Source organism: Streptomyces sp. EDA2-14 (genome assembly GCF_054963755.1).
In genome coordinates, this window is sequence record NZ_JBUEGE010000007.1 from 75,687 (window position 1) to 101,675 (window position 25,989).

At 72.3% G+C, this 25,989-nt stretch carries 26 protein-coding genes; 11 read left to right on the forward strand and 15 right to left on the reverse strand.

What is annotated here, in order from left to right:
- Nucleotides 1-166 precede the first annotated feature (166 nt).
- Nucleotides 167-1,735 (forward strand): PucR family transcriptional regulator, encoded by a 1,569-nt coding sequence (locus tag ACY34M_RS19600; RefSeq protein WP_462722927.1) that lies wholly within the window; start codon nt 167-169, stop codon nt 1,733-1,735.
- Here the strand turns inward: ACY34M_RS19600 and ACY34M_RS19605 are convergent.
- Nucleotides 1,716-3,104 carry a purine-cytosine permease family protein gene (locus ACY34M_RS19605; protein WP_462722928.1) on the reverse strand — a complete coding sequence of 463 codons (1,389 nt, stop codon included), beginning with the start codon at nt 3,102-3,104 and terminating at the stop codon, nt 1,716-1,718. The two genes, ACY34M_RS19600 and ACY34M_RS19605, sit on opposite strands and share 20 nt — an antisense overlap.
- Between ACY34M_RS19605 and ACY34M_RS19610 the strand changes: the two genes are divergently transcribed.
- The 4 genes from ACY34M_RS19610 to ACY34M_RS19625 all read left to right on the forward strand — a co-directional run bounded on the left by ACY34M_RS19610 (nt 3,103) and on the right by ACY34M_RS19625 (nt 7,393).
- Nucleotides 3,103-3,357 (forward strand): hypothetical protein, encoded by a 255-nt coding sequence (locus ACY34M_RS19610; RefSeq protein ID WP_462722929.1) that lies wholly within the window; start codon nt 3,103-3,105, stop codon nt 3,355-3,357. The two genes, ACY34M_RS19605 and ACY34M_RS19610, sit on opposite strands and share 2 nt — an antisense overlap.
- Nucleotides 3,306-4,910 carry an acyl-CoA synthetase FdrA gene (locus tag ACY34M_RS19615; RefSeq protein WP_462722930.1) on the forward strand — a complete coding sequence of 535 codons (1,605 nt, stop codon included), beginning with the start codon at nt 3,306-3,308 and terminating at the stop codon, nt 4,908-4,910. Before ACY34M_RS19610 ends, ACY34M_RS19615 begins: the two co-directional genes overlap by 52 nt.
- 111 nt (nt 4,911-5,021) lie before the next feature.
- The gene (locus tag ACY34M_RS19620) at nt 5,022-6,473 is read left to right on the forward strand and encodes a YlbE family protein (protein ID WP_462722931.1); all 1,452 of its coding nucleotides are present in this window, start codon (nt 5,022-5,024) and stop codon (nt 6,471-6,473) included.
- Between the two features lie 32 nt (nt 6,474-6,505).
- Nucleotides 6,506-7,393, forward strand: coding sequence for an oxamate carbamoyltransferase subunit AllH family protein (locus tag ACY34M_RS19625; RefSeq protein WP_462722932.1), 888 nt, complete (start codon nt 6,506-6,508; stop codon nt 7,391-7,393).
- On the opposite strand, the gene ACY34M_RS19630 is transcribed toward ACY34M_RS19625, so the two are convergent.
- The 8 genes from ACY34M_RS19630 to ACY34M_RS19665 all read right to left on the reverse strand — a co-directional run bounded on the left by ACY34M_RS19630 (nt 7,321) and on the right by ACY34M_RS19665 (nt 15,794).
- Nucleotides 7,321-8,715 (reverse strand): NADP-dependent succinic semialdehyde dehydrogenase, encoded by a 1,395-nt coding sequence (locus ACY34M_RS19630; RefSeq protein ID WP_462722933.1) that lies wholly within the window; start codon nt 8,713-8,715, stop codon nt 7,321-7,323. The two genes, ACY34M_RS19625 and ACY34M_RS19630, sit on opposite strands and share 73 nt — an antisense overlap.
- Nucleotides 8,716-8,818: 103 nt before the next feature.
- On the reverse strand, nt 8,819-9,295 hold the full coding sequence (locus tag ACY34M_RS19635) for an NUDIX domain-containing protein (protein ID WP_462722934.1): 477 nt from the start codon (nt 9,293-9,295) through the stop codon (nt 8,819-8,821).
- Between the two features lie 56 nt (nt 9,296-9,351).
- Complete coding sequence (locus ACY34M_RS19640) at nt 9,352-9,879, reverse strand: GAF domain-containing protein (RefSeq protein WP_462722935.1); 528 nt, start codon at nt 9,877-9,879, stop codon at nt 9,352-9,354.
- A 134-nt stretch (nt 9,880-10,013) separates the two neighbouring features.
- Nucleotides 10,014-11,546, reverse strand: coding sequence for an MFS transporter (locus tag ACY34M_RS19645; protein WP_462722936.1), 1,533 nt, complete (start codon nt 11,544-11,546; stop codon nt 10,014-10,016).
- A gap of 147 nt (nt 11,547-11,693) precedes the next feature.
- Entirely contained in the window at nt 11,694-13,022 is a 1,329-nt protein-coding gene (locus ACY34M_RS19650) for a cation:proton antiporter (protein WP_462722937.1), read from the reverse strand.
- A 4-nt stretch (nt 13,023-13,026) separates the two neighbouring features.
- Nucleotides 13,027-13,512 carry a cation:proton antiporter regulatory subunit gene (locus ACY34M_RS19655; RefSeq protein ID WP_462722938.1) on the reverse strand — a complete coding sequence of 162 codons (486 nt, stop codon included), beginning with the start codon at nt 13,510-13,512 and terminating at the stop codon, nt 13,027-13,029.
- A gap of 147 nt (nt 13,513-13,659) precedes the next feature.
- A complete protein-coding gene (locus ACY34M_RS19660) occupies nt 13,660-15,219 on the reverse strand; it encodes an ATP-dependent DNA ligase (protein WP_462722939.1) in 1,560 nt (519 codons plus the stop codon).
- Nucleotides 15,220-15,296: 77 nt separating this feature from the next.
- Entirely contained in the window at nt 15,297-15,794 is a 498-nt protein-coding gene (locus ACY34M_RS19665) for a glutathione peroxidase (RefSeq protein WP_462722940.1), read from the reverse strand.
- Nucleotides 15,795-16,122: 328 nt separating this feature from the next.
- On the opposite strand from ACY34M_RS19665, the gene ACY34M_RS19670 reads away from it, so the two are divergent.
- Nucleotides 16,123-16,335, forward strand: a complete 213-nt coding sequence (locus tag ACY34M_RS19670; RefSeq protein ID WP_462722941.1) for a hypothetical protein — start codon at nt 16,123-16,125, stop codon at nt 16,333-16,335.
- Between the two features lie 126 nt (nt 16,336-16,461).
- The gene (locus ACY34M_RS19675) at nt 16,462-17,400 is read left to right on the forward strand and encodes an alpha/beta fold hydrolase (RefSeq protein ID WP_462722942.1); all 939 of its coding nucleotides are present in this window, start codon (nt 16,462-16,464) and stop codon (nt 17,398-17,400) included.
- 49 nt (nt 17,401-17,449) lie between these two features.
- On the opposite strand, the gene ACY34M_RS19680 is transcribed toward ACY34M_RS19675, so the two are convergent.
- Complete coding sequence (locus tag ACY34M_RS19680; RefSeq protein ID WP_462722943.1) at nt 17,450-18,259, reverse strand: alpha/beta fold hydrolase; 810 nt, start codon at nt 18,257-18,259, stop codon at nt 17,450-17,452.
- Nucleotides 18,260-18,328: 69 nt separating this feature from the next.
- Here ACY34M_RS19680 and ACY34M_RS19685 point away from each other — a divergent pair, with 69 nt between their 5' ends.
- Nucleotides 18,329-18,850 carry a MarR family winged helix-turn-helix transcriptional regulator gene (locus tag ACY34M_RS19685; protein ID WP_462722944.1) on the forward strand — a complete coding sequence of 174 codons (522 nt, stop codon included), beginning with the start codon at nt 18,329-18,331 and terminating at the stop codon, nt 18,848-18,850.
- Between the two features lie 23 nt (nt 18,851-18,873).
- On the opposite strand, the gene ACY34M_RS19690 is transcribed toward ACY34M_RS19685, so the two are convergent.
- The gene (locus tag ACY34M_RS19690; RefSeq protein ID WP_462722945.1) at nt 18,874-19,662 is read right to left on the reverse strand and encodes an ABC transporter permease; all 789 of its coding nucleotides are present in this window, start codon (nt 19,660-19,662) and stop codon (nt 18,874-18,876) included.
- Between the two features lie 120 nt (nt 19,663-19,782).
- On the opposite strand from ACY34M_RS19690, the gene ACY34M_RS19695 reads away from it, so the two are divergent.
- Both ACY34M_RS19695 and ACY34M_RS19700 read left to right on the forward strand, forming a co-directional pair.
- A complete protein-coding gene (locus ACY34M_RS19695) occupies nt 19,783-20,868 on the forward strand; it encodes an S-(hydroxymethyl)mycothiol dehydrogenase (protein ID WP_462722946.1) in 1,086 nt (361 codons plus the stop codon).
- On the forward strand, nt 20,868-21,506 hold the full coding sequence (locus tag ACY34M_RS19700) for an MBL fold metallo-hydrolase (RefSeq protein ID WP_462722947.1): 639 nt from the start codon (nt 20,868-20,870) through the stop codon (nt 21,504-21,506). Before ACY34M_RS19695 ends, ACY34M_RS19700 begins: the two co-directional genes overlap by 1 nt.
- Before the next feature lie 42 nt (nt 21,507-21,548).
- Here the strand turns inward: ACY34M_RS19700 and ACY34M_RS19705 are convergent, their stop codons facing one another.
- The 3 genes from ACY34M_RS19705 to ACY34M_RS19715 form a co-directional block, all read right to left on the reverse strand.
- Nucleotides 21,549-21,944, reverse strand: coding sequence for an ATP-binding protein (locus ACY34M_RS19705; RefSeq protein WP_462722948.1), 396 nt, complete (start codon nt 21,942-21,944; stop codon nt 21,549-21,551).
- 128 nt (nt 21,945-22,072) lie between these two features.
- Entirely contained in the window at nt 22,073-22,369 is a 297-nt protein-coding gene (locus ACY34M_RS19710) for a hypothetical protein (RefSeq protein ID WP_462722949.1), read from the reverse strand.
- 108 nt (nt 22,370-22,477) lie between these two features.
- The gene (locus ACY34M_RS19715; RefSeq protein WP_462722950.1) at nt 22,478-24,055 is read right to left on the reverse strand and encodes an FMN-binding glutamate synthase family protein; all 1,578 of its coding nucleotides are present in this window, start codon (nt 24,053-24,055) and stop codon (nt 22,478-22,480) included.
- Between the two features lie 127 nt (nt 24,056-24,182).
- Between ACY34M_RS19715 and ACY34M_RS19720 the strand changes: the two genes are divergently transcribed.
- A complete protein-coding gene (locus ACY34M_RS19720; RefSeq protein WP_462722951.1) occupies nt 24,183-24,890 on the forward strand; it encodes a DUF2470 domain-containing protein in 708 nt (235 codons plus the stop codon).
- Here the strand turns inward: ACY34M_RS19720 and ACY34M_RS19725 are convergent.
- Nucleotides 24,871-25,938 (reverse strand): acyltransferase family protein, encoded by a 1,068-nt coding sequence (locus tag ACY34M_RS19725; RefSeq protein ID WP_462722952.1) that lies wholly within the window; start codon nt 25,936-25,938, stop codon nt 24,871-24,873. The two genes, ACY34M_RS19720 and ACY34M_RS19725, sit on opposite strands and share 20 nt — an antisense overlap.
- Nucleotides 25,939-25,989: the final 51 nt, after the last annotated feature.

Below are 25,989 nucleotides of genomic sequence, written 5' to 3' on the forward strand. Positions count from 1 at the left end.
GGCAGCCGGTGCCAGCGTGTGCGCGGGGGCGTTGACGCCCGCTGACAGTGCCTCAGGGCCGACCGGGTGGGGGTGGCGGAGCCGGTCACCGACGCATCCAGCAATCGTATACAACCTTGTGTCACGAGCGTTTACAGCCCCCGCGAGGGCGCCCATAGTGAGCTGCGTGACCCCTGTTCCGCGCACCGTGACGGCGCCCAGTCCCGCCCGCGCCGCGGCCCTGACCGTGGCCGGAGCGCTGGAGCTGCCCGCGCTCGCGGGCGCCCGCCTCGCGGCAGGGGAGCAGGGCGCGCGACGCGCCATCCGGGTCGCGAACATCATGGAAGTGCCGGACATCATCCGCTGGATGCGCGGCGGCGAGTTCCTGCTCACCACCGCCTACGCCGTCCGCGACGACGAACAGGCGCTCACCGGCCTCGTGCCCGAACTCGCCGACCGCGGACTCGCGGCCCTCGGCGTGAAGGTCGGCCCCTACCTGCCGCGGCTGCCCACCCCGATGCTGCGCCGCGCCGACGAACTCGGCTTCCCCATCGTCGAGTTGCCCGGCGACGTCATGCTCAACGACATCCTCTCCGAAGTCATCGGCACCGTACTCAACCGGCAGGCGCTGACCCTGGAGCGCTCGCAGGCACTGCGCGACCGGCTCTCCCAGGCGGTGCTCGGCGGTGGCTCCTACCGCGAACTCGTCGTCCTCCTCGCGGGTGAGACCGGCTGTCCCGCCGCCATCCGCGGCCCGGAGGGAACCCTCGTCGCGGCGGCCGGGGACATCCCCGAGAACACCCCCGCGGCCGTGACCCGGCCGATCGCCGTAGGACACCGCAGCGGCGGCGAGGTCGCCCTGTGGGCGGGCCCCGGCTGCGCGCCCGACGAGGAGTGGGGCACCGCGGCCGACCACGTGGCGAGCCTGGCCGGAATGCTCGCGGTGCAGGAACGCGTACTGGCGGAGCGCGAACGCCGCTACCGCACACTGTTGTTGACCGAGCTCGTCTCGCACCCGCCGCGCGACCGCGCGGAGTCGGCGCGCCGGGCCGCCGCGCTCGGCTGGGACCTGGAGCGGCCGCGCGCCGCCGTGGTCGTCGAGGCCGCGGCGGGCCCGGACGGCGGCGGCGTACGCCTCACAGAGGAGCGGCTGCTCGCCGCCGCCCGCACCGCGCTCGGTGACCGCACACCCGCCTGGGGCACCCCCGGGGGCCTCACCGCGCTGGTCGCGCCCGAGGGCGACGAACTGCGCACGCACTGTGAGGCGTTGCGGCGCGCCGTCACCGCCGCCTGCCCGGGGCGGGCCGTCGCCGTCGCGGCGGGCACCGTCCGAGACGACTTCACCGAACTGCACCTCAGCCACAGCGAGGCGCTCAGCGCGCTCGCCCTCGGCCGTGAACTGGAGGGCCCGGCCCGCTCGTTCGTCCGCCTGCACGAGGAGAGCGGCGTGTACCGGCTGCTCGACCAGCTGCCCGCGGGTGAACTCCAGGCGCTGGTCGACGACGCCCTCGGCCCGCTGCTGACCTACGATGCCGGGCACGACGGCAGCCTCGTGCACAGCCTCACCGTGTACCTGCGCCACGACCGCAACGGCGTGGAGGCCGCAGAGGAACTCCACGTGCACTACAACACGCTGCGCTACCGCCTCAAGCAGATCGAACGGCTCACCGGCGCACCCGACAAGGATCCGATGCGCCGGCTCCAGACGGAACTCGCCGTCCACGCCCACCGGCTGCTCAGCGCGCGCGCTCGCTGACGGTCGCGGGACCGGCGCCGACGACCGCGGCCGCCGGGCCCCGGCGACGCAGCTGCGGCAGCGAGAACAGCAGATACAGCAGGGCCCCGGTCAGCGGCAGGACGTGCCACAGCTCGTCGTCGAGTGCGAATCCGAGCACCAGATTGACGCAGAGACCGACCGCGAAGGCTGCCACCGCCCGCCAGTTGACCGCGGCCACCGCCGCCTCCGACAGGTCGTAACGGCCTCGCCGCACGAGAAAGTAGTCCGCCAGCAGAATGCCGGGGATCAGCGGGACGGCGTAGCCGAGGTATCCGAGGTATGTGAGGAAGGCGTCGAGGATCCCGGCGCTCAGCCCGTAGTAGGCGAGCCCGCAGGCGAGCAGCCCCGCGACGACGTTCACCGCGATCCGCGGCACGTCGAACGCCGACCGTCCGGCCAGCGACGCCGCGTACATGTTGTTGACCTCGTGCGGAAAGCCCTGCACGAAGATGGCGACGGTGGCGAGCGCCCCCACTCCCACGATGCCGAATGCCGTGCCCATGTCGGACTCGCCGACCCCGAGGCCCAGCAGGATGCCCAGCAGGTTGAAGCCGAGGTTGCCGACGACGAACTCGGCGATCGTGGTCGTCCACACGGCGACGTCGCTGCGTGCGAACCGGGTGATGTCAGGGGAGACCGTGGCGCCCGTCATCCACTTGTTGATGCCGAGGGCGAACAGGCCGAGCGCCGTCGCCTCCCCGGCCCGCACCGGCTCACTGCCCACGACGGCGCCGAGCCCGCCCGCGTGATCCAACGTCGCTACGACCGCGACGAGCACGGTGGCCAGCATCAGCGGCACACTGATCCGGCCCACCCAGGTCAGCCCCTTGCTGAACCCGGCGATCGACACCGCGGTGTACGCGGCGCTCAGCACCACGCAGTACACGAGACCCAGCCACGGGTGCCCGCTGCCGGGCAGTACCCCGGCCGTGATGCCAGTGCTGTACCCGACGAACCCGGCCGACAGCAGCGCGATCACGAACGACGGGATCCGGCTCCCGCCCCGCCCGAACGCGGCCCGCAGCCCGAGCGCCGTAGTGATCCGCTCCCGGCGGCCGATCAGCCCGCACAGGATGGACACCGCGCTCACCACGAGGGACGAGCCGAGCGCGATCAACAGCGCCGTCCAGAAAGGGAAGAACAGACCGAGTGACATGCCGTAGAGGAGATCCGTCGCCGAGACCGTGAACCCCATGCGCACCATCATGATCGACAGGGTGGGACGAGCACTGCCGGGCGGCAGCCGCTCGTCCGCGAAGTCCTCGGTGGCCGCGGCGGCCCTGCGGGCCCTGGCGCGCGGATCGTGCGACGGGGGAGGGGCGTGCGAAGGGGGCGGAGGCACGGGCATGGGGACACCTTTCGAGTACGTCGAGGTGGAGTCCGTCGGCGGAGAGGAGCGGGCCGACGGGGCACGGCTGCGGGTGTCCCCGACCATGCTGGTGCGCGCCCGGCGCCCCGGTCACTGTCAGCCGCTGCCGGTGATCCACACCCACGCGCTGGCACCGCTCGCCGAAGACCGCACCCCGGCGGCGGCCGTAGCGTCGAAGCCATGGAGCCCACCCCGCCCGCCACCGACGGCCACCTGGCCCCGGACACCCTGACGTCGAACTCCGTGCGGTGCGACGCCTACGCCGACTCCGTCGCCCTGATGCGCGCGGCCCAGCACCTCACCCAACTGCCCGGCATCACGGCCGCCAGCCTCGTCATGGCGACCGAACCCAACCTGCGGCTGCTCGCCGACGCCGATCTGCTGACCGACGAGGGCCGCGCCGCACGCCCCGCCGACCTGATCGTCGCGCTGCGCGGCACCGCCGACGCCATCGAGGGCGCCCTGCGCGAGGTGCCGTCGCTGCTCGAACAGCCCGCCGCCGCGGAGCACGCCGCGCCCGACGCGTGGGTGCCCCGCGCCCTCACCGAGGCCGACCCGGCGACCGCCCTCGCACTGATCTCCACACCCGGCCCGTACGCGGCGGCCGAAGCGCTCAAGGCGCTGCGCTCCGGCATGCACGCCTTCGTCTTCAGCGACAACGTCCCCGTCGACCAGGAGATCCGCATCAAGGAGGAGGCACACCGCCGCGGCCTGCTCGCCATGGGCCCCGACTGCGGCACCGGACTCCTGGACGGCGTGCCCCTCGGCTTCGCGAACGTCCTGCGCCCCGGCCGCGTCGGCCTGATCGGCGCCTCAGGGACGGGACTTCAGCAGGTGTCGTGTCTGCTCGACGCCGCCGGCGAGGGCGTGCGCCAGATGATCGGGACCGGCGGCCGCGACCTGAGCGCCGAGGTCGGCGCGCGCACCACGCTCGACGCGCTCGACCTGCTCGCCGCCGACCCCGGCTGCGAGTTGATCGTGCTGGTGTCCAAGCCGCCCGCGCCCGAGGTGGCCGAACGCGTCGTCGCCCGCGCCGCGCGCACCGGCAAGCCGGTCGTCGCCGCGTTCCTCGGCACCGAACGGCCTGCGACGGGCACGGATCTCGTGGTCGCCGCGCGGCCGGGGACGCCGGGCCCCGTGGCCGTCGTCGGGACACTGCGCGACGCGGTCCGGACGGCCGTGCGCACCCTCGGCGGTGTCCCGGCACCCCAGTGGACGGCTCCCGCGGTGGACCCGGTCCCCGGCCGGTATCTCCGCGCCCTGTACGCGGGCGGAACCTTCGCCTACGAGGCACGGCACCTGCTGCCTGGCGCGGCGACCGCGATCGACCCCTACGTTCCCGGCCGCGCCATCGACCTGCCGCAGCGTCACATGGTGCTGGACCTCGGGGACGACGCCTACACCGCGGGCCGACCCCACCCGATGATCGACCCCACGGTGCGGGCCGCCCATCTGCGCGCCGCGCTGGCCGACCCGCACACCGCGGCCGTGGTCCTGGACGTCGTGCTCGGACACGGCGCGGGCGCCGACCCGGCCGGGGCGCTCGCGGACGAACTGGAGCGCGCGGGGGAGCGGGGACGGCCGCCCGTCGTCGCGTTCGTCGTCGGCACGGACGGCGACCCGCAGGACGCGGACGCCGTGCGCGAACGCCTCGCGAAGGCGGGCGCACTGCTCGCCCCGACCAGCACGGACGCCGCCGAGTGGGCGGTGTCGCTGGTGACCGGGGGTGGTGCACCTCGCCGGGAGGCGGGGGAGTTGATGCGTGCGGGGAGGGCGGGGCGGTGAGGGCGCCCCGATGCGGCTGAGGCCGCTGTTTCCACGGTCCGCTCACGACGGTCCGCTCACCCGCACCCCTCCCGTCCCACCGCACCCCACCCCTCGTACAGGAGGCCCCACATGACCCCGCAACTGGCGCCCGGTCTGCTCGGCGCGGGTGACGCCGCGCCGCGTATCGCCGCCGTCGGCGTCGCCGACTTCGCCGACGTGCCCCGCACCGCCGGCGCCCACGTCAGCGCCCTCGACTGGCGACCACCGGCCGGCGGCGACCCCGACCTCGGCTGGAGGCTGGCCCAACTCACCGGCCACGAAGCCGTCGAGGCCGCGAACCGGACCGCCGTCGACCGGCTGCTCGCCGTGCGCCCGGTATGGCGCGAGGTGCGCACCGCCCGCGACGTGCTGCCGGTGCTGGACGACCGGGCCACCGGCGAACACGTCCTGCTGCACGCCGGACCGCCCGTCGACTGGGCCGACATGTGCGGCCCGATGCGGGCCGGAGTCGTCGGGGCCGCGCTCCTCGAAGGGTGGGCCGACACCCCGGAACAGGCCGAACTCCTCGCGGACACCGGGGCCGTGCGCTTCGAACCGTGCCACCACCACGAGGCCGTCGGACCCATGGGCGGCATCACCTCGCCGTCCATGCCCGTACTCGTCGTCGAGGACCCCGCCACCGGCCGCCGCGCCTACGCCAACCTCAACGAGGGCGCCGGGCGGTGCCTGCGCTACGGGGCGCTCGGCGACGACGTGATGGACCGGCTCCGCTGGATGGCCGACGTACTGGCACCCGCCCTGAGCGCCGCCCTCGCCACCCGGCCCGACGGCGTCGATCTGCGCGCCGTCGTCGCCCAGGCGCTCCAGATGGGCGACGAGTGCCACAGCCGCAACACCGCCGCCTCCGCGCTGCTGCTGCGGGAACTCGCCGCGCCGCTCGCCCGCGTGCCGCACGGGCCGGACGTCCTGGAGTTCCTCGCCGAGAACCATTACTGGTTCCTCAATTTCTCGATGGCGGCCGCCAAACTCGCCACCTCCGCCGCCCACGGCGTCCCCCACTCCACGCTCGTCACCGCCTTCGCCCGCAACGGCGTCGAGGTCGGCATCCGCGTCAGCGGTCTCGGCGACGCCTGGTTCACGGCGCCCGCCGCCGAAGTACAGGGCCTGTACTTCGCCGGATACGGGCCCGAGGACGCCAACCCGGACATCGGTGACAGCGCCATCACCGAGACCAACGGCCTCGGCGGCTTCGCCCTCGCCGCCGCGCCCGCCATCACCGGCTTCGTCGGCGGCACGGTGCAGGAGGCGCTGCGCACCAGCCGCGACATGGCCCGCATCACGCTGGCCCGGCACGAGGCCTACCGGCTTCCGGCTCTCGGCGGCATCGGCTCACCCGTCGGCATCGACGTGCGCGCCGTCCTCGACACCGGCATCGAACCGGTCGTCACGACGGGCATCGCCCACCGCGAACCCGGCATCGGCCAGATCGGCGCGGGCCTGGCCCACGCGCCGCTGGAGTGCTTCCGCAAGGCGCTGAAGGCGTTCCCGGTGCCGGACGAAGCCGTCGTGTCCCGAGCATGAGTCCCGCCCAACTGGCGTGCACCGTCAGCACCTTGACCCGGTCCGCTGTTGCCGGGCCACCTCGCCCCGCCCGCGTTCTGGCCGTCGCCCGGCAGGCGCTGTATCTGCTGCCGCACGGCGACGACACCCCGCTCGCCGTGGTGGTGCCGCAGGCCGTGCGGGTGCCCACCGCCGTCGTCGTACCGCGCGCCGCGGGGGAGCGGCCGTTCGACGCTCTGGCCGTCGGCGACGCGGGGCGGGTCGGGGGCGGACGCGTCGCGGTCGGCGGTCTGTGTCTGGCCGCTGCGGAGTTCTGGGCGCCGCCCCGCGTCCAGGACACCCCGCACGGTCCGGCCGCCCTCGCCCGACTCGCGGAACTGCGCCCGCCCCGGCCGCTGGCAGGCGCCGCCCGCCCCGCCGCCACCGCGCTCACGCGCGCGCTCGCGCACGGGGCGCCGAGCGCTCAACGCCCATTAGCCGTCGCCCTGTTGGGTCTGGGCCCCGGAGCCACCCCGTCCGGCGACGACTTCCTGTGCGGGCTGCTCCTGGCGGCACGCCTGTCCTCGCGGCCACCCACCTGGCTGCCCGTCCTGACAGCCGTCGCCCGACAGGCCGGGACCCGGACGCCCCCGGTCTCGGCCGCGCTCCTGCGGCACGCCGCCGACGGCCACTGCATCCCTCAGGTCGCGGAGCTGCTGCGGGCCGCGGCTTCCGGCGACGACCCGACCGCGCCGCTCGCCGACCTCCTCGCCGTAGGACACAGCTCCGGGAGCGACCTGCTGCACGGGCTCTGCGCGGCTGCCCGGCTCGACCGGTCCGTGCACCGTCCGGCCCGGCCGATCCCCGCGCCGCCCGGGCCTCGCCGCCGTCAGGCCCCGATCCACACCGTGGTGACGTTGCAGAACTCCTTGATGCCGTGGTCCGACAGCTCGCGCCCGTAGCCGGAGCGCTTCGCGCCGCCGAAGGGGAGGGCCGGGTGCGAGGCCGTCATGCCGTTGACGAAGACACCGCCTGCCTGGCTGTCGCGGGCGAACCGCTCGATCTCGTCCTCGTCGCGCGTCCAGAGGTTGGAACTCAGTCCGAACGGCGTGTCGTTGGCGACGGCGATCGCCTCGTCCAGGTCGCCGACCCGGTACAAGGTCGCCACCGGACCGAACGTCTCCTCCTGGTGGATGCGCATCTCGGGGGTCACGTCCGCGATGACGGTCGGCTCGTAGAACCAGCCGCGGTCGGCGAAGTCCTTGGGCCGCTGCCCGCCGCACAGCACCGTCGCGCCGCTCTCCACCGCGTCGTCGACCAGCTCCTCCAGATCGCTGCGCCCCTGCTCGCTGGAGAGCGGCCCGACGTCCGTGTCCTCGTCGAGCGGATCGCCCACCCGCAGCGCCCGCATCCCGGCGACGAACGCCTCCCGGAATTCCTCGAACACCGACTCGTGCACGATGAACCGCTTGGCGGCGATGCACGACTGGCCGTTGTTCTGCACGCGCGCCGTGACGGCCGTCTTCGCCGCCTTCGCCACGTCCGCCGAAGGCAGCACCACGTACGGGTCGCTGCCCCCCAGCTCCAGGACCGTCTTCTTCACCTCGTCGCCCGCGATCGACGCGACGGAGCGCCCGGCCGGTTCGCTGCCGGTGAGCGTCGCCGCCGCCACCCGCTCGTCGCGCAGAATGCCCTCGACGGCGCCGGAACCGATGAGCAGCGTCTGGAAACAGCCCTCGGGGAAACCGGCCCGCCGGAAGAGGTCCTCCAGGTAGAGGGCGGTCTGCGGCACGTTCGACGCATGCTTGAGCAGGCCCACGTTCCCGGCCATCAGGGCGGGCGCAGCGAACCGTACGACCTGCCACAGCGGGAAGTTCCAGGGCATCACCGCGAGCACCGGGCCGATCGGCCGATAGCGCACATGCGCCCGCACCGCGCCCGAGTCCTTCACGTCCGGCTCCGCCGGATGCTCGTCCGCGAGCAGTCGCGCCGCGTGCTCCGCGTACCAGCGCATCGTCTTCACGCACTTCAACGCCTCGGCACGGGCCGCCGCGACCGGCTTGCCCATCTCGGTCGTCATCGTGCGGGCGATGTCCGGCGCGTCCGCCTCCAGCAGGTCGGCGGCCCGCTGCAACAGCCTCGCCCGGTCGAAGAACGTCGTCGTCCGGTACGAGTCGAAAGCGTCCGCCGCCAGGGCGAGCCTGCGCTCGATCTCCTCGGGGGACAGGGCGTCGTACGTCTTGAGGGTCTCACCGTTCGCCGGGTTGACCGTCGCGATGGGCATGGCTGCCGACCTCCTCTGCGCGGTTCCTTCGACCTTCCCGCGCGCCACGGGGGTGCGCAACGCGGGCTGCGGGCAGTTCACCGTGTACCCGCACGCCCCGACGTCAGACCTGCTCGGCCAGCCGGTCAAGGAACACGGCCTGCGCCTTCACGATCCTGGACCGCGCCGCGTCCAGACCGAACCAGGACACCCGGTCCAGCTCGGGAAACTCCGCCGTACGACCGGAGCCGCGCGGCCACTCCATCGTGAACGTCCCCGGCACGATCCGTGCCGGATCCAGGTCCGCCTCCACCGCCCATACGGTCACGTGCTTGCCCCCGGACTGCACCGTCTCGCCCAGCGGCAGCGCGGTCCCCTCCGGCGGCGGCAGGCCCAGCTCCTCCTGGAACTCGCGCCGGGCCGCCTCCCACGGCGTCTCGTCCTGCTCGTACTCGCCCTTCGGCACACCCCACGCCCCTGCGTCCCTGCGCGCCCAGAACGGACCGCCCATGTGCCCGAGCAGCACCTCGACACCCTCCGACCGCCGCCGGAAGAGAAGCAGGCCGGCGCTGCGCTTCGTTCGCCTCGTCCTGTCAGCCATGCGTCAAGTCTCGCCGCAGGAACCGGAGGACCGCAGCAGCGCCGTACGGGTGGGGCTCAGGCCCGCCCCCGAGGCACCACGCCGAGCGCCGTCGCGTCCGCGAGGGACTGACCGAGACGCAGCCGCAGCGGCCCGATCGGACCCGGCCGCTCCGACAGCAGGCTTAGCGAGCCGACCGCCCGCTCCGGGGCCCGCAGCGGCACCGCCACCACGCACGCGAAGCCCAGCCTGCGCGCCATCTCCGTGTACGAGGGCCAGTTGGCGCGGGCGTACGGGTGCGCGAGCGGGACGCCGCTGATGGCCGTGGCGGAGCTGCGGCAGTCCTGGCCGGGGCCCTCGCCCCAGGTCAGTGCGGCGCGCTCCAGGCGCAGTCCACGCGGGTCGGAGGCCGCGACCTCGACCCGGCCCGCGGGCGGTTTCAGCACCGCCACCGCGGACGCCACCCCGAGCACCGACACACAATTGCCGACGAGGGCGCTGAGGGCCTGCGGACCACCCCGCAGGGCGGCGTCGGCCACTTCCACGAACGCCGTGGCGAGCCGCTCGCTGTCCACCTGGTTCACCTCGTACGGCACGCCACGCATGACGGCCCCCTCGCCCCTGTCTCGTCCGCCCCGCACGCCGCACCGGCCCGCCCCGCCACCTGCCCGCGGGTGGACTGTGCTCAGTGGGTATGCCCCGTGGACGGGAGGTGCGAACCGGCACCGGTTCGCCGGACTCACATGTGCGCGGCGCCTTCGCCCGACATGACCTTCGGCGTCCCCGGCCGGTACAGCAGCAGCGTCACGACGAAGCCGACCCCGAAGAACACGGCCGACCACCAGTAGGCGGTCGAATAGCTCTCGATCGCGGCCTGCGCCCGCACCAGCGGCGTGGGCCGCTTGCCGACCAGGTAGTTGGTCGCCGCGGTCGTGGCCAGCGTGTTCAGCAGCGCGGTACCGATCGAACCGCCGACCTGCTGGCTCGTGTTGACCATGGCGGAGGCCACGCCCGCGTCGTGCGCGGCGATGCCGGACGTGGCGAGGTTCATCGCCGTGGCGAAGATCAGGCCCATGCCGAGCCCCATCACCAGCGTCGGTGGCAGCACATGGGTGGCGTAGCTGCTGGTGAGGTCGAGGAAGGTCAGCCAGATCATCGCCAGCACCGCGAGCGCCATGCCCAGCGGCACGAGCGGCTTCGGCCCGAACCGCGGCGCCAGGACGTTCTGCGTGACGATCGACGAGAAGATCATGCAGGCGACCATCGGCAGGAACGCCACACCGGTCGACACCGGCGAGAACTCCAGGATCTGCTGGAGGTAGTACGTCAGGAACAGGAACACGCCGAACATGCCCGCACCGGCGATGAACATCGCCAGGTACGAAGCGCCGCGGTCCCTGTCGAGCGGCACGCGCAGCGGCAGCAGCGGATGCGCCGCCCGTGTCTGGGACCAGGCGAACGCGGCGAGCAGGATCACGCCGATCACCAGGAAGCCCCAGGTCAGGAAGTCGCTCCAGTCGTGCGTCTCGGCGTTGGAGAACCCGTACACGATGCAGAACAGGCCCGCCGACACCAGGATCGTGCCGGGCACGTCCAGCTTCGGCCGGTCCACGGGACGACCGCCGTGCAGCAGGCGCAGCCCGCCGAGGAACGCGAAGGCGGCGAAGGCCAGGTTCACGAACAGGCACCAGCGCCAGTCCAGGTACTCGGTCAGCACCCCGCCGAGCAGCAGCCCGACCGCGCCGCCCGCACCGGCGATGGCGCCGTAGATGCCGAACGCCTTGGCCCGCTCCTTGGGGTCCGTGAACGTCGTCGTCAGCAGGGACAGCGCGGCCGGCGCGAGCAGCGCGCCGAACGCGCCCTGGAGCGCACGGGCCAGGACCAGCATCCCGAAGCTGCCCGCGGCGCCGCCCAGGGCGGACGCCACCGCGAATCCCACCAGACCCGTGAGGAAGACGGCCTTGCGGCCGACGAGGTCGGCGATCCGCCCGCCGAGCAGCAGCAGGCTGCCGAACGCGAGGGAGTACGCGGTGACGATCCACTGCCGCTGACCGTCGGAGAACCCGAGGTCCTGCTGGGCCGACGGCAGCGCGATGTTCACGATCGTGGCGTCCAGCACGACCATCAGCTGGGCCAGGCCGATCACGGCCAGGATCACCCAGCGGTGCTCGTGGCTGCCCCCGCCCGCGTGCGGCACGGAGCCGTCGCCGGGAGGGGCGCTCTGTATGCCGGGTTCGGAACCGGCCTGAGAGGTGTCGGGCGAGCGATCCATCGTGGCCTCCAAACCACCCGGCCCCCCGATCGGCGTCGCCCACCACGCTAAGCGCCCTGGTCACGGCGGGCGACTTCAGAGAGAACGGGGCCGTTCCCCGGGTCTGGGGAACGGCCCCGTCGGGTGCCGGTGGGAGGCGGTGCAGCGTCAGCGGATGCGCTCGTCCACGGCCGGCTGCTCGTCCACGCCCGATGCCTCGTCGGCGGCGTCCGACGTGTCGTCGGTCTTCGCCAGCTCGACGCGCCCGGGCTCCGCCTGCGGGGACGGCTCGGCCGCGCGCTGCTCGGGCACCGCGCCCGCACCGGCCGTCGCCACCGCGGCGCGCTGCGGGAACAGCCGCTGCGCGAGGGGCTGGACGTACCGCGCGGTCAGCGGACCGACGATCACCAGGATCAGGACGTACGCGGTGGCCAGCGGGCCGAGCCTCGGCTCGATGCCGGAGGTGACGGCCAGACCGGCGATGACGATGGAGAACTCGCCGCGCGCCACCAGGGCGCCACCGGCCCGCCAGCGCCCCTTGACGGAGATCCCCGCGCGGCGTGCCGCCCAGTACCCCGACGCGATCTTCGTGCAGGCCGTGACCACGGCGAGCAGCAGCGCGGGCAGCAGCACCGGCGGAATGCTCGCCGGATCGGTGTGCAGGCCGAAGAAGACGAAGAAGACGGCCGCGAACAGGTCGCGCAGCGGGGACAGCAGCGTATGCGTGTTCTCGGCGACCTCACCGGACAGCGCGATGCCCACGAGGAAGGCGCCCACGGCCGCGGACACCTGGAGCTGCTGCGCGAGGCCGGCGACCAGGATGGTCAGACCCAGCACCACGAGGAGCAGCTTCTCCGGGTCGTCGCTCGACACGAACTTCGAGATGTGCCGCCCGAACCGCACCGCGATGAACAGCACGAGCCCCGCCGCGCCGAGCGCGATGGCGAGCGTGAGCCCGCCCGCCGCCCAGCCGACACCGGCGAGCAGCGCCGTGATGATCGGCAGGTACACGGCCATCGCCAGGTCCTCGAGCACCAGGATGCTGAGGATCACCGGTGTCTCGCGGTTGCCGAGCCGGCCCAGGTCCCCGAGCACCTTGGCGATCACGCCGGACGACGAGATCCAGGTGACACCGGCGAGCACCACGGCGGCCACCGGACCCCACCCCATGAGCAATGCGGCGATGGCGCCGGGAAGGGCATTGAACGTCATGTCGACAAGACCGGCCGGATACTGCGTCTTCAGGTTGGTGACGAGATCGCTGGCCGTGTATTCGAGACCCAGCATCAACAGCAGCAGGATCACGCCTATTTCGGAGCCGATGGCGACGAATTCCTCGCTGGCGCCGAGCGGCAGCAGACCGCCCTCGCCGAACGCGAGCCCCGCCAGCAGGTACAGCGGGATCGGCGAGAACGACAGCCGCCCCGCGAGCCGCCCCAGCAGTCCGAGCGCGAGTGTGATCGCCCCGAATTCGATCAGAAAGACAGCGCTGTGCATACGGTCACTCCCGCCCCAGAATCGCGGCCGCCGCGTCGACGCCCTCTCTCGTACCGATCACGATCACCGTGTCGCCGCCCGCCAGCCGGAAGTCCGGCGTCGGCGACGGAATCGCGTCGGCGCGGCGCAGCACGGCCACGATCGACGCCCCGGTCTCGGTGCGCATCTTCGTCTCGCCCAGCAGCCGCCCGTTCCACACCGAGGCCCCCGGCACCTCGATGCGCTCGGCTACGAGCCCGAGATCGGTGGTGTGCAGCAGGTTCGGGCTGTGGTGCGAAGGCATCAACGCGTCGATGAGATACGTCGCTTCCCCCGACGTCAGCTTCAGCGACAGGTCGCAGGCATCCGGATCGTCCGCCCGGTACGCGCTGAGGGTGCGGCCCCCGTCCCGGTGTGCGACGACCGACAGCTGGCGCTGCTCGCGGGTCGTGAGGTCGTAGCGGTAGCCGATTCCCGGCAATGGTGTCCTGCTCAGGCGTGAAGCGGGCACGTCTCTCCCCTTGTCCGTGCGTGGCCGCTGTCCCGGCGGCCAATAGGTGGCAGATGCAACTTTGATTGGATGTCCGTCACCCTATACGCGCCAAGCTTTGGCAAAGAAACCGTCAGACGCAGGAAAGATCACACCGCGGCGACACGGTCAGGCGTCGAGCGGCGGATGCGCGGCGAGCACCGTTTCCACCGAATCCGCCTGCGCGGCCGTCTTGTCCTCCCGGTAGCGCACCACGCGCGCGAAGCGGAGCGTCACACCGGCCGGATAGCGCGTCGAGCGCTGCAGGCCGTCGTAGGCGATCTCCACGACCAACTCGGGCCGCACGGTCACGACATGTCCGTCGTCGCTCTCCGCCAGCTCGAGCAGCCGCTCCGTCTGCCAGGTCAGCAGTGCGTCGGTGAGCCCCTTGAACGTCTTGCCGAGCATCGCGAACGTCCCGTCGGGACGGCGCGCCCCTAGGTGCAGATTGGACAGCTTGCCCGTGCGCCGCCCGTGCCCCCACTCGGCGGCCAGCACGGCCAGGTCCAGCGTGTGGACGGGCTTGACCTTCAGCCAGGACGCGCCTCGGCGTCCCGCGCTGTACAGGGCCTCAAGACCCTTGAGCACGACGCCCTCGTGGCCGCGCGCGAGGGTGTCGGCGAAGAACGCCTCGGCCGCGCGCCGCCGCTCGGCCAGGGCGTCGGGGTCCTCCTCGCCCTCGACGACGACACGGCGTACGCGCATCGGCTCCGGCACGAGCAGGGCCAGCTGCTCGTGCCGCTTGGCGAACGGCAGATCCAGCAGATCCCGCCCGTCCACGTACAGCGCGTCGAAGAACACGGGGGAGACCGGCAGCGCCTCCGCGGCACGCGCGACGTCGACCCGTGAGCCGACCCGACCGGCGACGTCCTGGAACGCCCGCGGCCGCCCGTCCGCGCCGAGCGCGATCACCTCCCCGTCGAGAATGAACCGCTCACCGCCGAACTCCCTCACGGCGTCGGTCACCTCCGGAAGCCGATCGGTGATCTCGTCGAGCGTCCGCGTATAGACGCGCACCTCGTGGCCGTCCCGGTGAACCTGCACACGGATGCCGTCGAGCTTCTCCTCCACGGCGCACGTGCCCAACTTGTCGAGCGCCTCACCGATGCCGCCGGCGCTGTGCGCGAGCATCGGCTGCACGGGCCGGCCGACGGTGAGCCGGAAGTCGTCGAGCGCGGCGGGACCGCGGGCGAGCAGCGCCCGCGCGACGTCCTGCAAGCCGCCCGCCAGCATCACGGCCCGCCGTACGTCCGCCGGAGCGGCACCCGTCGCCTGCGCGAGACCCTCGGCCGCGACGGCGTCCAGCGCGCCCTGGCGCACCTCACCCGTCACAAGGCCGAACAGAAACCGCTGCTCGTCCTCGGTGGCGGCCCCCATCAGCTCCCCGACGAGCCGCTTGCGCTCGGCCTGCGACCCGGCACCCGACACATCGCCGAGCTCGGTCATCAGGGCGTCGACGTCCTGCACGCTGAGCCGCGCCTCGGGCGCCGCGTCCACCCGCTCGCTGAGCACCCGCCACCCGACCCCGAGCCGCCCCTGCGGCAGCCGCCCCGCCAGATACGGGATGACGATCGGCACATCGTCGGGATCGGCGTCCCGGAACAACTCGGCGAGCAGCGCGACCTTCCGCGACCGCGCGGAGGTGGCGGCGACTTCCTGGGACACCTGAGCAAGCCGGGCGAACAGCATGCAGCCATCGTGCAACGCCGGGGACGGGCACGCAGCGGGGCACCCCGGCGCCACAGCCCAGGGATACCCCGCACGGCTCAGCCCGCCGCGCCCACTTCCCGCTCGACGGCACCGACGACCTCGGCCGAGTCCGGCGCGGTCTGCGGCCCGAATCGAGCGACGACGTCACCGGACCGCCCCACGAGAAACTTCTCGAAGTTCCACCGGATGTCGCCGGTGTGCCCTTCGGCGTCCGCCGTGTCCACCAGGTTCGCGTACAGCGCGTGCCGCTCCTCGCCGTTGACGTCGACCTTCTCCGTCATTGGGAACGTCACGCCGTAGGTCGCCGAGCAGAACTCGGCGATCTCGTCGGCGGTACCGGGCTCCTGCCCCATGAACTGGTTGCACGGCACCCCGAGCACGGTGAACCCGCGGTCCGCGTACTGCTTCTGGAGCTGCTCCAAGGCGGTGTACTGCGGCGTGAGGCCGCACTTGGATGCCACGTTGACGATCAGCACGGCCTTGCCGAGGTACTGACCCAGGTCGGCGGAGCCGCCCTGAAGCTTGTCGATCTCTACTGCGTCGTAAACGGTCATGGTGCGGAGCGTACGCCGCCGCCCCACCGCGACCGCGACTCGTCCCCTCCCCGTACCGTGACGCGCGCCTACGGCACGTCCACACTCGCCGTGGGCTTCAACCCCTTGTGGGCTTACTGCACCCGGCGAAGGTCGACATGACGGTCGTGCCCGTCGATGCGCTGCCGTCCGCGCACGAAGTGTGCTGTTCCAGTGGCAGCCACGCCCTTGCAGGCGGCTTCAACGTGGCTACTGGCTTCGCCGCATCATGTCCTTCCGCGTCACCGCCGGAAGCTCCGTGCGGGGCAGCGGGGTGACCTCAAGATCGGCGGGGTGGGACACTCGGCAGGTGAGTGCCGGGATCGTCTTTCAGGTCGTGTGGGGTCTGGTCGTGTTCCCCGCCGGGACGAGTCTTGCCCTCAACTTCCGTGGTGCGGCGGACTGGTACTACGACCTTGTACCCGAGTACGGCCGCTGGCCGCGGACCGTCACCGGGACCCGCGTTCTGGGCGGCGTGTTCGCTGCGATAGGAGCCGTGGTGCTCGTCACCCTTGTCGTGTAGTTGCCGACGGTGTGTGCGAGTGGCGATTGAGCGATACGAGGGAATCTTGGTGGGGGCCAGTTCCCCGTCAGGCGTGGAGGGCGTTGAACCCTGAGTTCATCACGCCGACACGGAGGAACTGCCCCCATGCTCAACGAAGATGTGCGTCGAATGTCCTTCAGGGGGCTGAGTTACGGATGCCGGATCATCGAGAACCCTGACCCCCGGACGGAGCCGATCGTGCTGATCGGCGGCGCCTTCCAGGACATGTACGCCTTCCGGCGCCTGGAGGGGCCCTGGGCCGAGGCGGCGACGGTCGTGGCGGTCGAGCTGCCGGGGTCGGGGACCGCGGACCATCTGCCCGGCGAGTACGGGTTCGACTTCCTCACGGAAGCGCTCGACGACCTGCTTGGGCAGCTGTCCTTGGGGCCGGTCAACCTGCTCGGGGCGTCGTACGGCGTCCCCATCGTGTACCCCTTGGCTCAGCAAAGCCCCGAGCGGGTGAAGCGCCTCATGCTGGTCGGCGCGAGCATGCAGTACCCGCAGGAAGGCCGCAGCCGCGTCCAGGACATGGTCGACTGTCTCAAGAGCGGTGGCAGCATGGCCAGTTACGGTAAAGCCTCCGTCGACGCCATGATGGCCCACCCCGACCACCCCGTGCGCAACCGCGCCATCGCCGCCCGCATGGTGTCCTGCGCCCTGAGCTCCATCAGCGGGCCCGAGATTCCGCGGCACATCGCCTCCTCGGAGCGGCTGCTGTCCTGGGAGGGGCTGCCTGCCGGCGGTATCGGCGATGTTCCGGCCCTGTGCTTCACCGGGGAGTACGACCAGTTCACCTATCCGGAGCTGGGGCGCGAGGTCGCCTCGACCATCCGGAACGGACTGTTCACGCTCATTCGCGAAACCGACCACCTGCCCAACCTCGAACGGGGCAAGGAATTCTCCCGGCTCGTACGCGACTACTTCACCGACCAGCCGCTCGAGGAACTCGACTTCCTCACCCCGATCGAACGGCCGTACCGGGACCTGCAGCCTGTAGTCGGCCGTCAGGTCGGTCAGGCCGGCGCTCTCTGCCCCGTTCCGTAGGTCCGTCGGCGAATCGGCTGCGGCCGAAAGCGCTGGGCGGGCAGAAACGTCATTTCGACTGGTCGGCCCGGTCCGGGGTCTCCATCTCGCCCAGGAAGTCCGACAACACCCGGTTGAACTCCGCCGGGCGTTCCATGTTCGGGTAGTGGGCGGTGTCCGCGATCGACGTCGCGCGGCCGTCGGCGACGCTGTTCGTCAGGCGTTCGGCCATGGAGATGTGGTCGGGGGAGTCGACGGCGCCGTTGATGGCGCGGACCGGGACGGTGAGCTTCGCGGCGCGGTCCCAGGTGTCGCGGAGCGGCACGCTCCAGTCGGGCTCGGCCGCCGTGTGCTTGGACATCGTGCCCCACGTCATCTCGCGCAGCCGCTCGACGACCTGAGGGTCGAGGTCGTCGAGCGAGCGGCGCGGGCCCGCCCCGAAGATGGTGAACGCCTCGACCGCGGCGGCCACGTCGCCGGCGGCCATCGCCGACTGCCAGGTCGCCCAGATCCCCGTGGTCCAGGGGTCCGTGAAGTACGGCTCGCTGGTCCCCGCCCCGCTGACGACCACACCGGCGACGAGGTCCGGGTGCTCCAGCGCCGTGTCGACCGCGAGGCTCGCGCCCATCGAGACGCCCACCAGGAGCGCCGGACCGGTGTCCAAGTGGCGCAGCAGCGCGGCCAGATCGTCCGTGTGCCGGAACGGCTCCGTGGCATTGGGCGACCGGCCGTGCCCCCGTGCGTCGGGCGCGATCACACGGTGGCCCGAGGACGCCAGGAACGGGATCTGGTCGTCCCACATGTGGTGGTCGAGGAAGCCGCCGTGCAGCAGGACGAGCGGGCGGCCGGTGCCTTTGTCGATCCAGAAGAGGTCGGACATGACAACTAGGTTGTCATTCTCGCGGTGCGCGCACAAGCCGAATGACAACCCGGGTGTCATGATGGCGGGGTGAGTGAGACAGGTCGTACCCGTGCAGGGCGCAGCCCGGTGTCCATCGGCGTCGCAGACCGGCTCTCCGAGGTGTTCGACCTCGTGGGGCCGCTGTACCGGCGCACGTACGCGAGAGTGGAGCGGGACGTCGCCGCCGACGGGCTGTCCGTGGGCGTGCGCGCCGTGCTCAGCATGCTGCACGGGAAGGGACCCATGACGGTTCCTCAGATGGGCCGATTCCAGGCGCTGAGCCGACAGTTCGTGCAGCGGATGGTGAACGACGCCGCCGGGCGGGGCCTCGTCGAAGCCGTGCCCAACCCCGCCCACAAGCGGTCCTCCCTGATCCGGCTGACCGAGCGGGGGCGGACCGTCATCGGCGACGTGGTCGAACGCGAGCGCGCGGTGCTGCGCGATGTCGACGGAAGAATCACCGAGGACGACATCGACACCTGCCTGCGCGTCCTCTCCGGCCTCCTCGCCGTCATCGAAAGCGACACGCCCGGACAGACGACGGAGTCGCGGCAGGCGGAGGACTCGTAACCGAGCGACGGACCTGACGGTCCTCAGGCCGTGGGCGGCCTGTGCAGCCGCCCCCGCGCCACCAGCTCCACCGTCGTCGCCACCGCGATCGCCTGTACGGCCATCAGCGCCACCAGGACGAAGAGTTGCACCGCCCCGGCCGCCACCGGCGAGGCCCCGCCGAGCAGCATGCCGACGAAGGCGCCGGGAAGCGTGACCAGGCCCACCGTCCGCGTCTGGTCCAGGCCGGGCAGGAGGGCGTCGGACGCGGTGGGGCGGACGATCTCCAGGCGCGCCTCGTGGGGGAGCAGGCCGAGGGCCAGGCACGCCTCCACCTCGCCCTTGCGCGCGGTCAGCTCGTCGAGGGCGCGGCGCCCCGCCAGCACGGTCGCCGTGAGCGCGCCACCGATCAGGATGCCGGTCACCGGGATCACGGCGATCCCCCGCAGCGGGAGGAGACCGGAGGCGATGAGCGCCACGACGAGCGGGGTCACCGGGGCCGCGATCGGGAGCGCCGCCCACACCCAGCTGCCGTCCGACGTGATGCGGCGGCCCGCCGTGCGCGCGGCCACCGACAGCATCAGGAGCAGAAAGGCCAGGAGCGCCGCGCCGTGCTGCACCACCCAGCCGATCAGGACCGACACCACGGCCAGCTGCGCCGTCGCCCGGACCCCCGCGATCGCGATGTCGCGGGCCCGGCGCCGCGAACCGTCCGGGGACAGCCGGTACACCGCCGCCACGCCCGCCGCGATCAGCAGCAGAACGACGAGCACCACCGCGAGGGCGCCGTTGACCGGGAGGAGGGTGGTCGCAGCCAGGGTTCGATCACGCACGAGAGCAGCCTAGAGCGCCCCGACCTGGGCACCGGTGCTGTTCTCCGCTCGACCGGTGAGCGAGGATGGGCGGGTAACAAAGCGTGAAGCTGCCGCGATTGAGAAAGAGGGCTGACCGTCATGGCACAGCAGGTGCAGGGCGTGATCGCGCGGGCCAAGGGTGCCCCCGTGGAGATCGCGACGATCACGGTGCCGGACCCGGGTCCGGGCGAGGCCGTCGTGAAGATCCAGGCGTGCGGGGTCTGCCACACCGATCTGCACTACCGGGAAGGCGGGATCAACGACGAGTTCCCGTTCCTGCTCGGTCACGAAGCGGCGGGCGTTGTCGAATCGGTGGGGGACGGGGTGAGCGAGGTCGCCCCCGGTGACTTCGTCATCCTCAACTGGCGTGCGGTGTGCGGGCAGTGTCGTGCCTGTCAGCGCGGGCGCGCCCAGTACTGCTTCAACACCCACAACGCGAAGCAGAAGATGACCCTGGCCGACGGCACCGAGCTGTCGCCCGCACTGGGCATCGGCGCGTTCGCCGAGAAGACCCTGGTGGCCGCGGGTCAGTGCACCAAGGTCGACCCGGCGGCCTCGCCGGCCGCCGCGGGCCTGCTCGGCTGCGGCGTGATGGCCGGGATCGGCGCCGCGATCAACACGGGGAACGTGGGCCGCGGGGACTCCGTCGCCGTCATCGGCTGCGGCGGCGTGGGCAACGCCTCCGTCGTCGGGGCCAAGCTCGCCGGTGCCGCGAAGGTCATCGCCGTGGACATCGACGACAAGAAGCTCGCCACGGCACGGGAGCTGGGCGCCACCCACACCGTCAACTCGAGCTCCACCGACCCCATCGAGGCCATCCGCCAGCTGACCGGCGGCTTCGGCGCCGACGTCGTCATCGAGGCGGTCGGTCGCCCGGAGACGTACGAGCAGGCGTTCTACGCCCGCGACCTGGCCGGCACCGTCGTTCTCGTCGGCGTGCCGACGCCGGAGATGAAGCTCGAACTGCCGCTGCTCGACGTCTTCGGGCGCGGTGGCGCGCTCAAGTCGTCCTGGTACGGCGACTGTCTGCCCTCGCGCGACTTCCCGATGCTCATCGACCTGTATCTGCAGGGCCGCCTCGACCTCGACGCGTTCGTCACCGAGACGATCGCGCTGGACGACGTGGAGAAGGCGTTCGAGCGGATGCACCACGGCGACGTGCTGCGTTCGGTGGTGGTGTTCTGATGAGCGGGACGACGGCACGCATCGACCACCTCGTCACCTCCGGCACGTTCTCCCTCGACGGGGGCACGTGGGAGGTCGACAACAATGTGTGGATCGTCGGGGACGACCGCGAGGCGATCGTCATCGACGCCGCCCACGACGCCGACGCCATCGCCGAGGCCGTCGGCGACCGGCGGCTCGTCGCGATCGTGTGCACGCACGCGCACGACGACCACGTCGACGCCGCGCCCGCGCTCGCCGCGCGGACCGGTGCGCCGATCCTGCTGCACCCGGCCGACACCGAGCTGTGGAAGCGCACGCACCCGGACCGCGCGCCGGACGGCGAGCTGGCCGACGGGCAGCGGATCGGTGTCGCGGGCGTCGAGCTGACGGTGCTGCACACGCCGGGGCACTGCCACGGCGCGGTCAGCCTGTACGCTCCCGCGCTCGGCACGGTGTTCACCGGCGACACCCTGTTCCAGGGCGGGCCGGGCGCCACCGGTCGGACCTTCAGCGACTTCCCGACCATCGTGGAGTCGATCAAGGACCGGCTGCTGGCGCTGCCAGCCGAGACCGTCGTACGCACCGGTCACGGTGACAGCACGACGATCGGCGCGGAGGCCCCGCACCTCGACGAGTGGATCGCCCGCGGGCACTGACGTGTCCGCGCCGCCGGGGCGGTGTCCGCACCGCTCCGGCGGTCAGGCGAGCACCGCGGTGACCGTCTTGCCGCCCCGCGGATCGGGCTGCACGCTCCAGCGGCGGGCGAGCGCGTGCACCAGCGCGATGCCACGGCCCGATTCGGCGGTCTGCGACGCCGGAGCCTGCCGGGGCATGCCCGGCACGTCGTCGTGGACCGCCACGGTCAGGCCTCCGGAGCCGAGCCGCAGGCTCATCCGGCAGTGGCTGCCGTGCTCCTTGGTCGCGTTGGCGACCAGCTCGGACACCACCAGCTCGGCCTCTGGCGCCGGGGCGTCGGCGTGCCCGGCCAGAAACTCCCGGGTCAGCCGGCGGGCCCAGCGGGCGGCGCCCGAGCCCTGCGGCATGAGGAACTCCACGCGTGCGGCACGCCGGTGGGCGCCCCTCGACGCACGCATGACGACCACTTCCTTTCTTGCTGCTCTGCACGGGGTTCTGCTTCGGTGCCGGGTCTCCTTCCCCCGGAACCGCGACGTCACCCCTGCCTCGGGCACCGAGTGCCCCGCACCGGCCCGTTCAGGCCGCGTCAGCCGCTTTCGGTGGGGTGCGGGTGGGCCAGAGTGTCGAGGAAGCGGTCGAGCGCGGGCGAGGAGGCGCCGTCCGCGCAGTGGGAGCGCTCCACCTGGGGGATCGGCAACTTGCCCAGATGCGGCGCACGGGCCTCCATGGCCCGCGTCACATGGATCCGCGCCAAGGCCCGCTCCGCGGCCGATGAGCGTACGTACTCGATGACTGTCACGCCCAGCTGGTCCGCGTGACTGCGGACCGCGGCGTACTCGTCGGGCGTAAAAAGCTCCCGCAGGAGCGCAGTACTACCGTCCATGTCGGCATGATGCCGCCCCGCGCCCCGCTGCGGGGGCGGTTGGCATATTCACCCCTCGTTCGCGTGGAGTTCGTGCTGTTCGATGGCGCGGGCCGGGGCGGGCGACCTTCAGAAGCGGTCGGGGTCCGCGGCCGCCCAGTCCGCCGCCCAGGTCGCGGGCGGGTGGACGGTCAGCTCGCCCGGTTCCAGCCAGTCGTGGAGGCGGGCGTAGGGGACCGGCATGTGCGCGCCGGTCCGGCGCATCAGGTGGTGCGGCGTCAGCTCGCGCGGCTCCCGCACGCCCATCGCCGCCATGATCTGGCCCGCGCTGCGCACGGTCGCCTCCTGGTAGTGGCGGACGCGCTCGGCCTTGTCGGCGACGTCCAGGGCCCGTACGCGGCGCGGGTCCTGCGTCGTGACGCCCACGGGGCAGGTGTTGGTGTGGCAGCGCTGGGCCTGGATGCAGCCGACGGCGAACATCATGGCGCGGGCCGCGTTCGTGAAGTCGGCCCCCTGGACGAGGCGTTTGACGATGTCGGCGCCGGTGGCGACCTTGCCGCTCGCCCCGATCCGGACGGTGTCGCGCAGCCCCGTGCCGACGAGCGCGTTGTGCACCGTGATCAGGCCCTCGGTGAGCGGCATGCCGAGGTGGTCGGCGAACTCCAGCGGCGCCGCGCCCGTGCCGCCCTCCGAGCCGTCCACGATCACGAAGTCCGGTGTCACGCCCTCCGCGACCATCGCCTTGCACACCGCGAGGAACTGCGTCCGTGAGCCCACGCACAGCTTGAACCCGACGGGCTTGCCACCCGCGAGCCGCCTCAACTCGGCCAGGAACAGCACCATTTCGCGCGGCGTACCGAACTCCCGGTGGTACGGCGGCGACACGACCGTTTGCCCCTCGGGCACGTCCCGTACGCGCGCGATCTCCGCGTTGACCTTGCCGCCGGGCAGTACTCCGCCGATGCCGGGCTTCGCGCCCTGCGACAGCTTGAGGGAGACGCACTTGACGTGCTCGTGCGCCGCCTTGTCGGCGAACTCGGCGCGGTCGAAGCGGCCCTCGCGCGTACGGCAGCCGAAGTAGCCGGTGCCGATCTCCCACACCAGGTCCCCGCCGTGCGCGAGGTGGTGGTCGGACAGGCCGCCCTCTCCGGTGTCGTGCGCGAAACCGCCGAGCGCCGCGCCCTTGTTGAGCGCGCGGATCGCGTTGCCGGACAGGGCCCCGAAGCTCATTCCCGATACGTTCAGCAGGGCCATGTCGTACGGCCGCGTGCAGTCCGGGCCGCCGAGGCGGACCGTGGCCGGCCGCTCGGGCGCGTCGACCGGGCGCAGCGACGGCACCAGGAACTCGTGCCCCGAGGCGTACACGTCGCGCTCGGTACCGAACGGCTCCTCGGCCTCCACCGCCTTCGCCCGCTCGTACACGATGCTGCGCACGTCCCGGTCGTAGGGCCGGCCGTCGTAATTGCGCTCCACGAAGTACTGCTGGAGCTCGGGGCGCAGGGACTCCATCAGGAAGCGCAGATGCCCGAGGACCGGATAGTTGCGCAGGACGGAGTGGCGCGACTGGGCCAGATCCCAGATGCCCAGCGCGGCGAGGGCGAGCGACGGAGCGGCGGCCCACCACCACCAGGGCGAGAGCAGCAGCGCCAGGGCCACGGTGGCGACGGACGCGACGACAGCGGTCAGGAACACGGCGAATCTGCGCACCCGTCGAGTCAAGCGCACCGGGCGCCGCGCATCGGTGGACGACACAGGAAGACGGACGACGGGTGGGGTGGACCGCCGCCGACGATCTCCGATAAGTTAGGCAAGGCTTACCTAATGGAGGTTCGGGATGGGTGTCCGACAGATCACTGCCGCCGTGCCCAGCACGGCGGCTCACGCACGCTCCGTGCTCGCCGCCGCATGGACCTGCGGCGTCACCACCGAGGTGGGGCAGGACGACCTCGTCGGCGCGCACCGCGTCGACGACGACGGCACCGTGCGCATCACCGCGCCGGCCGACAGCGTGCTCGCCGCCGCCGTGCTCTGCTCGCCACACGGACGGCCCACCACGCTCCTGGAGTTCGCCGACGCGGCTCCCGTCCCCGTACGCGACCGGCTGCGCGCCCGGCTCTGGATCTCCGGGGAGCTCGTGCCCGAGGAGGGCGCGGACGGCATGGAGCTGGTGCTGCGCCCCGAACGCGCCGTCCTGCACGCCCGGTCGGGACGCGTCTGCGTCGACCTCGACGAGTTCGCCGCGACCTCGCCCGACCCGCTGGCGCTCGCCGAGCCCCGGCTGCTCACCCATCTGGCCGACGCCCATCCCGAGGCCGTCGAGCAGCTCACGCGGCTCATCGCGCCCGAGAGCCTGCACGGGGTCGTGCGGGTCCAGCCGCTCGCCGTCGACCGGCACGGTCTGACGCTCCGTCTGGAGCGGATGCGCGGCCAGGCGGACGTGCGCCTCGCCTTCCACCGGCCCGCCGACGACCTGAGTTCGCTGACCGAGCGCATGCACTGCCTGCTCGCCTCGGCGCAGACCGTCAGCCGCCGCCGGAGGTGACCCGCTCCCGCGGCGCCGCCTGTTCGGGCAGCGCGCGCTTCTGCTCGGACCGCCGGAACGCCCAGTCCATGCGGGGTTCGACGACGTAGCGGAACACCCGCCGTACCGGCTGCGTGCACAGCGCCGTGACGAGGACGGTCGCCGCCACCGTCACGGCCAGCTCGCCGAGCGGGCTGTGCAGCCACGGGTGGTCGTACCAGTCCCAGAACCGCGAGGACTTGATGACGAAGCCGTGCAGCAGGTACGCGTAGATCGTCCCCGCCCCGAGCGCCGTGAACCACAGCCTGCGGCCCGGCACCCAGGCCAGGAAGCACGCGGTCAGCACGAGCGCGAGCACGAACAGGGCGGGCGTCGCGAACAGGCCCGCCCACGCGGGCACGCCCCGCCCCACGACGCTCCCGCGGTGGTAGAACCAGCCCGCGTCGAACCACGGCGCCACCCAGTACGCGGCGACCAGTGAGGCACCCACGACCGGCAGCGCCGCCCACCGCACGCGCCAGCTCCGCAGCCACGCGAAGTGCTCGGGCCGCAGCACCAGGCCCGCCACGAAGAACGGCAGGAACTGCAGCACCCGTTGCAGCGCCAGGTCGCCGCCCGCGCCCGGCCACATCGACACGCCCGTGCCCACGGCGAGCGACACCAGGACGGGATGGCGCAGCTGGAGCCACAGTGGCGTCGAGAGGCGCCAGATGAACAGGGCCACCAGGAACCACATCAGATACCAGGGGTCCAGCAGGCTGATCGGATACCCCGGATCGTCCTGCGCCCACCGGTAGAACAGTGTGTACGCCACCTCGAAGACGACGTACGGCACGACGACCCCGGTCACCAGGCGCCTGAGCCGGTGCGGGGCCATGTCGAACGTACGCGAGAAGTACCCCGACACCAGGGCGAACGCCGGCATGTGGAAGGCGTAGACGGTGAGATACACCGCCGTCACCGCGCGGGAGCCGTAGGTCAGCGGCTCCCACGCGTGCCCGCAGGCCACCAGGACGATCGTCAGGAACTTGACGTTGTCGAAGTACGACTCGCGTGCCTTTTGTGCCATCGCGTTCTCCGCGCCCCTCCAGGTCGGACGATTCGGGTCCCCTGCCCGTAT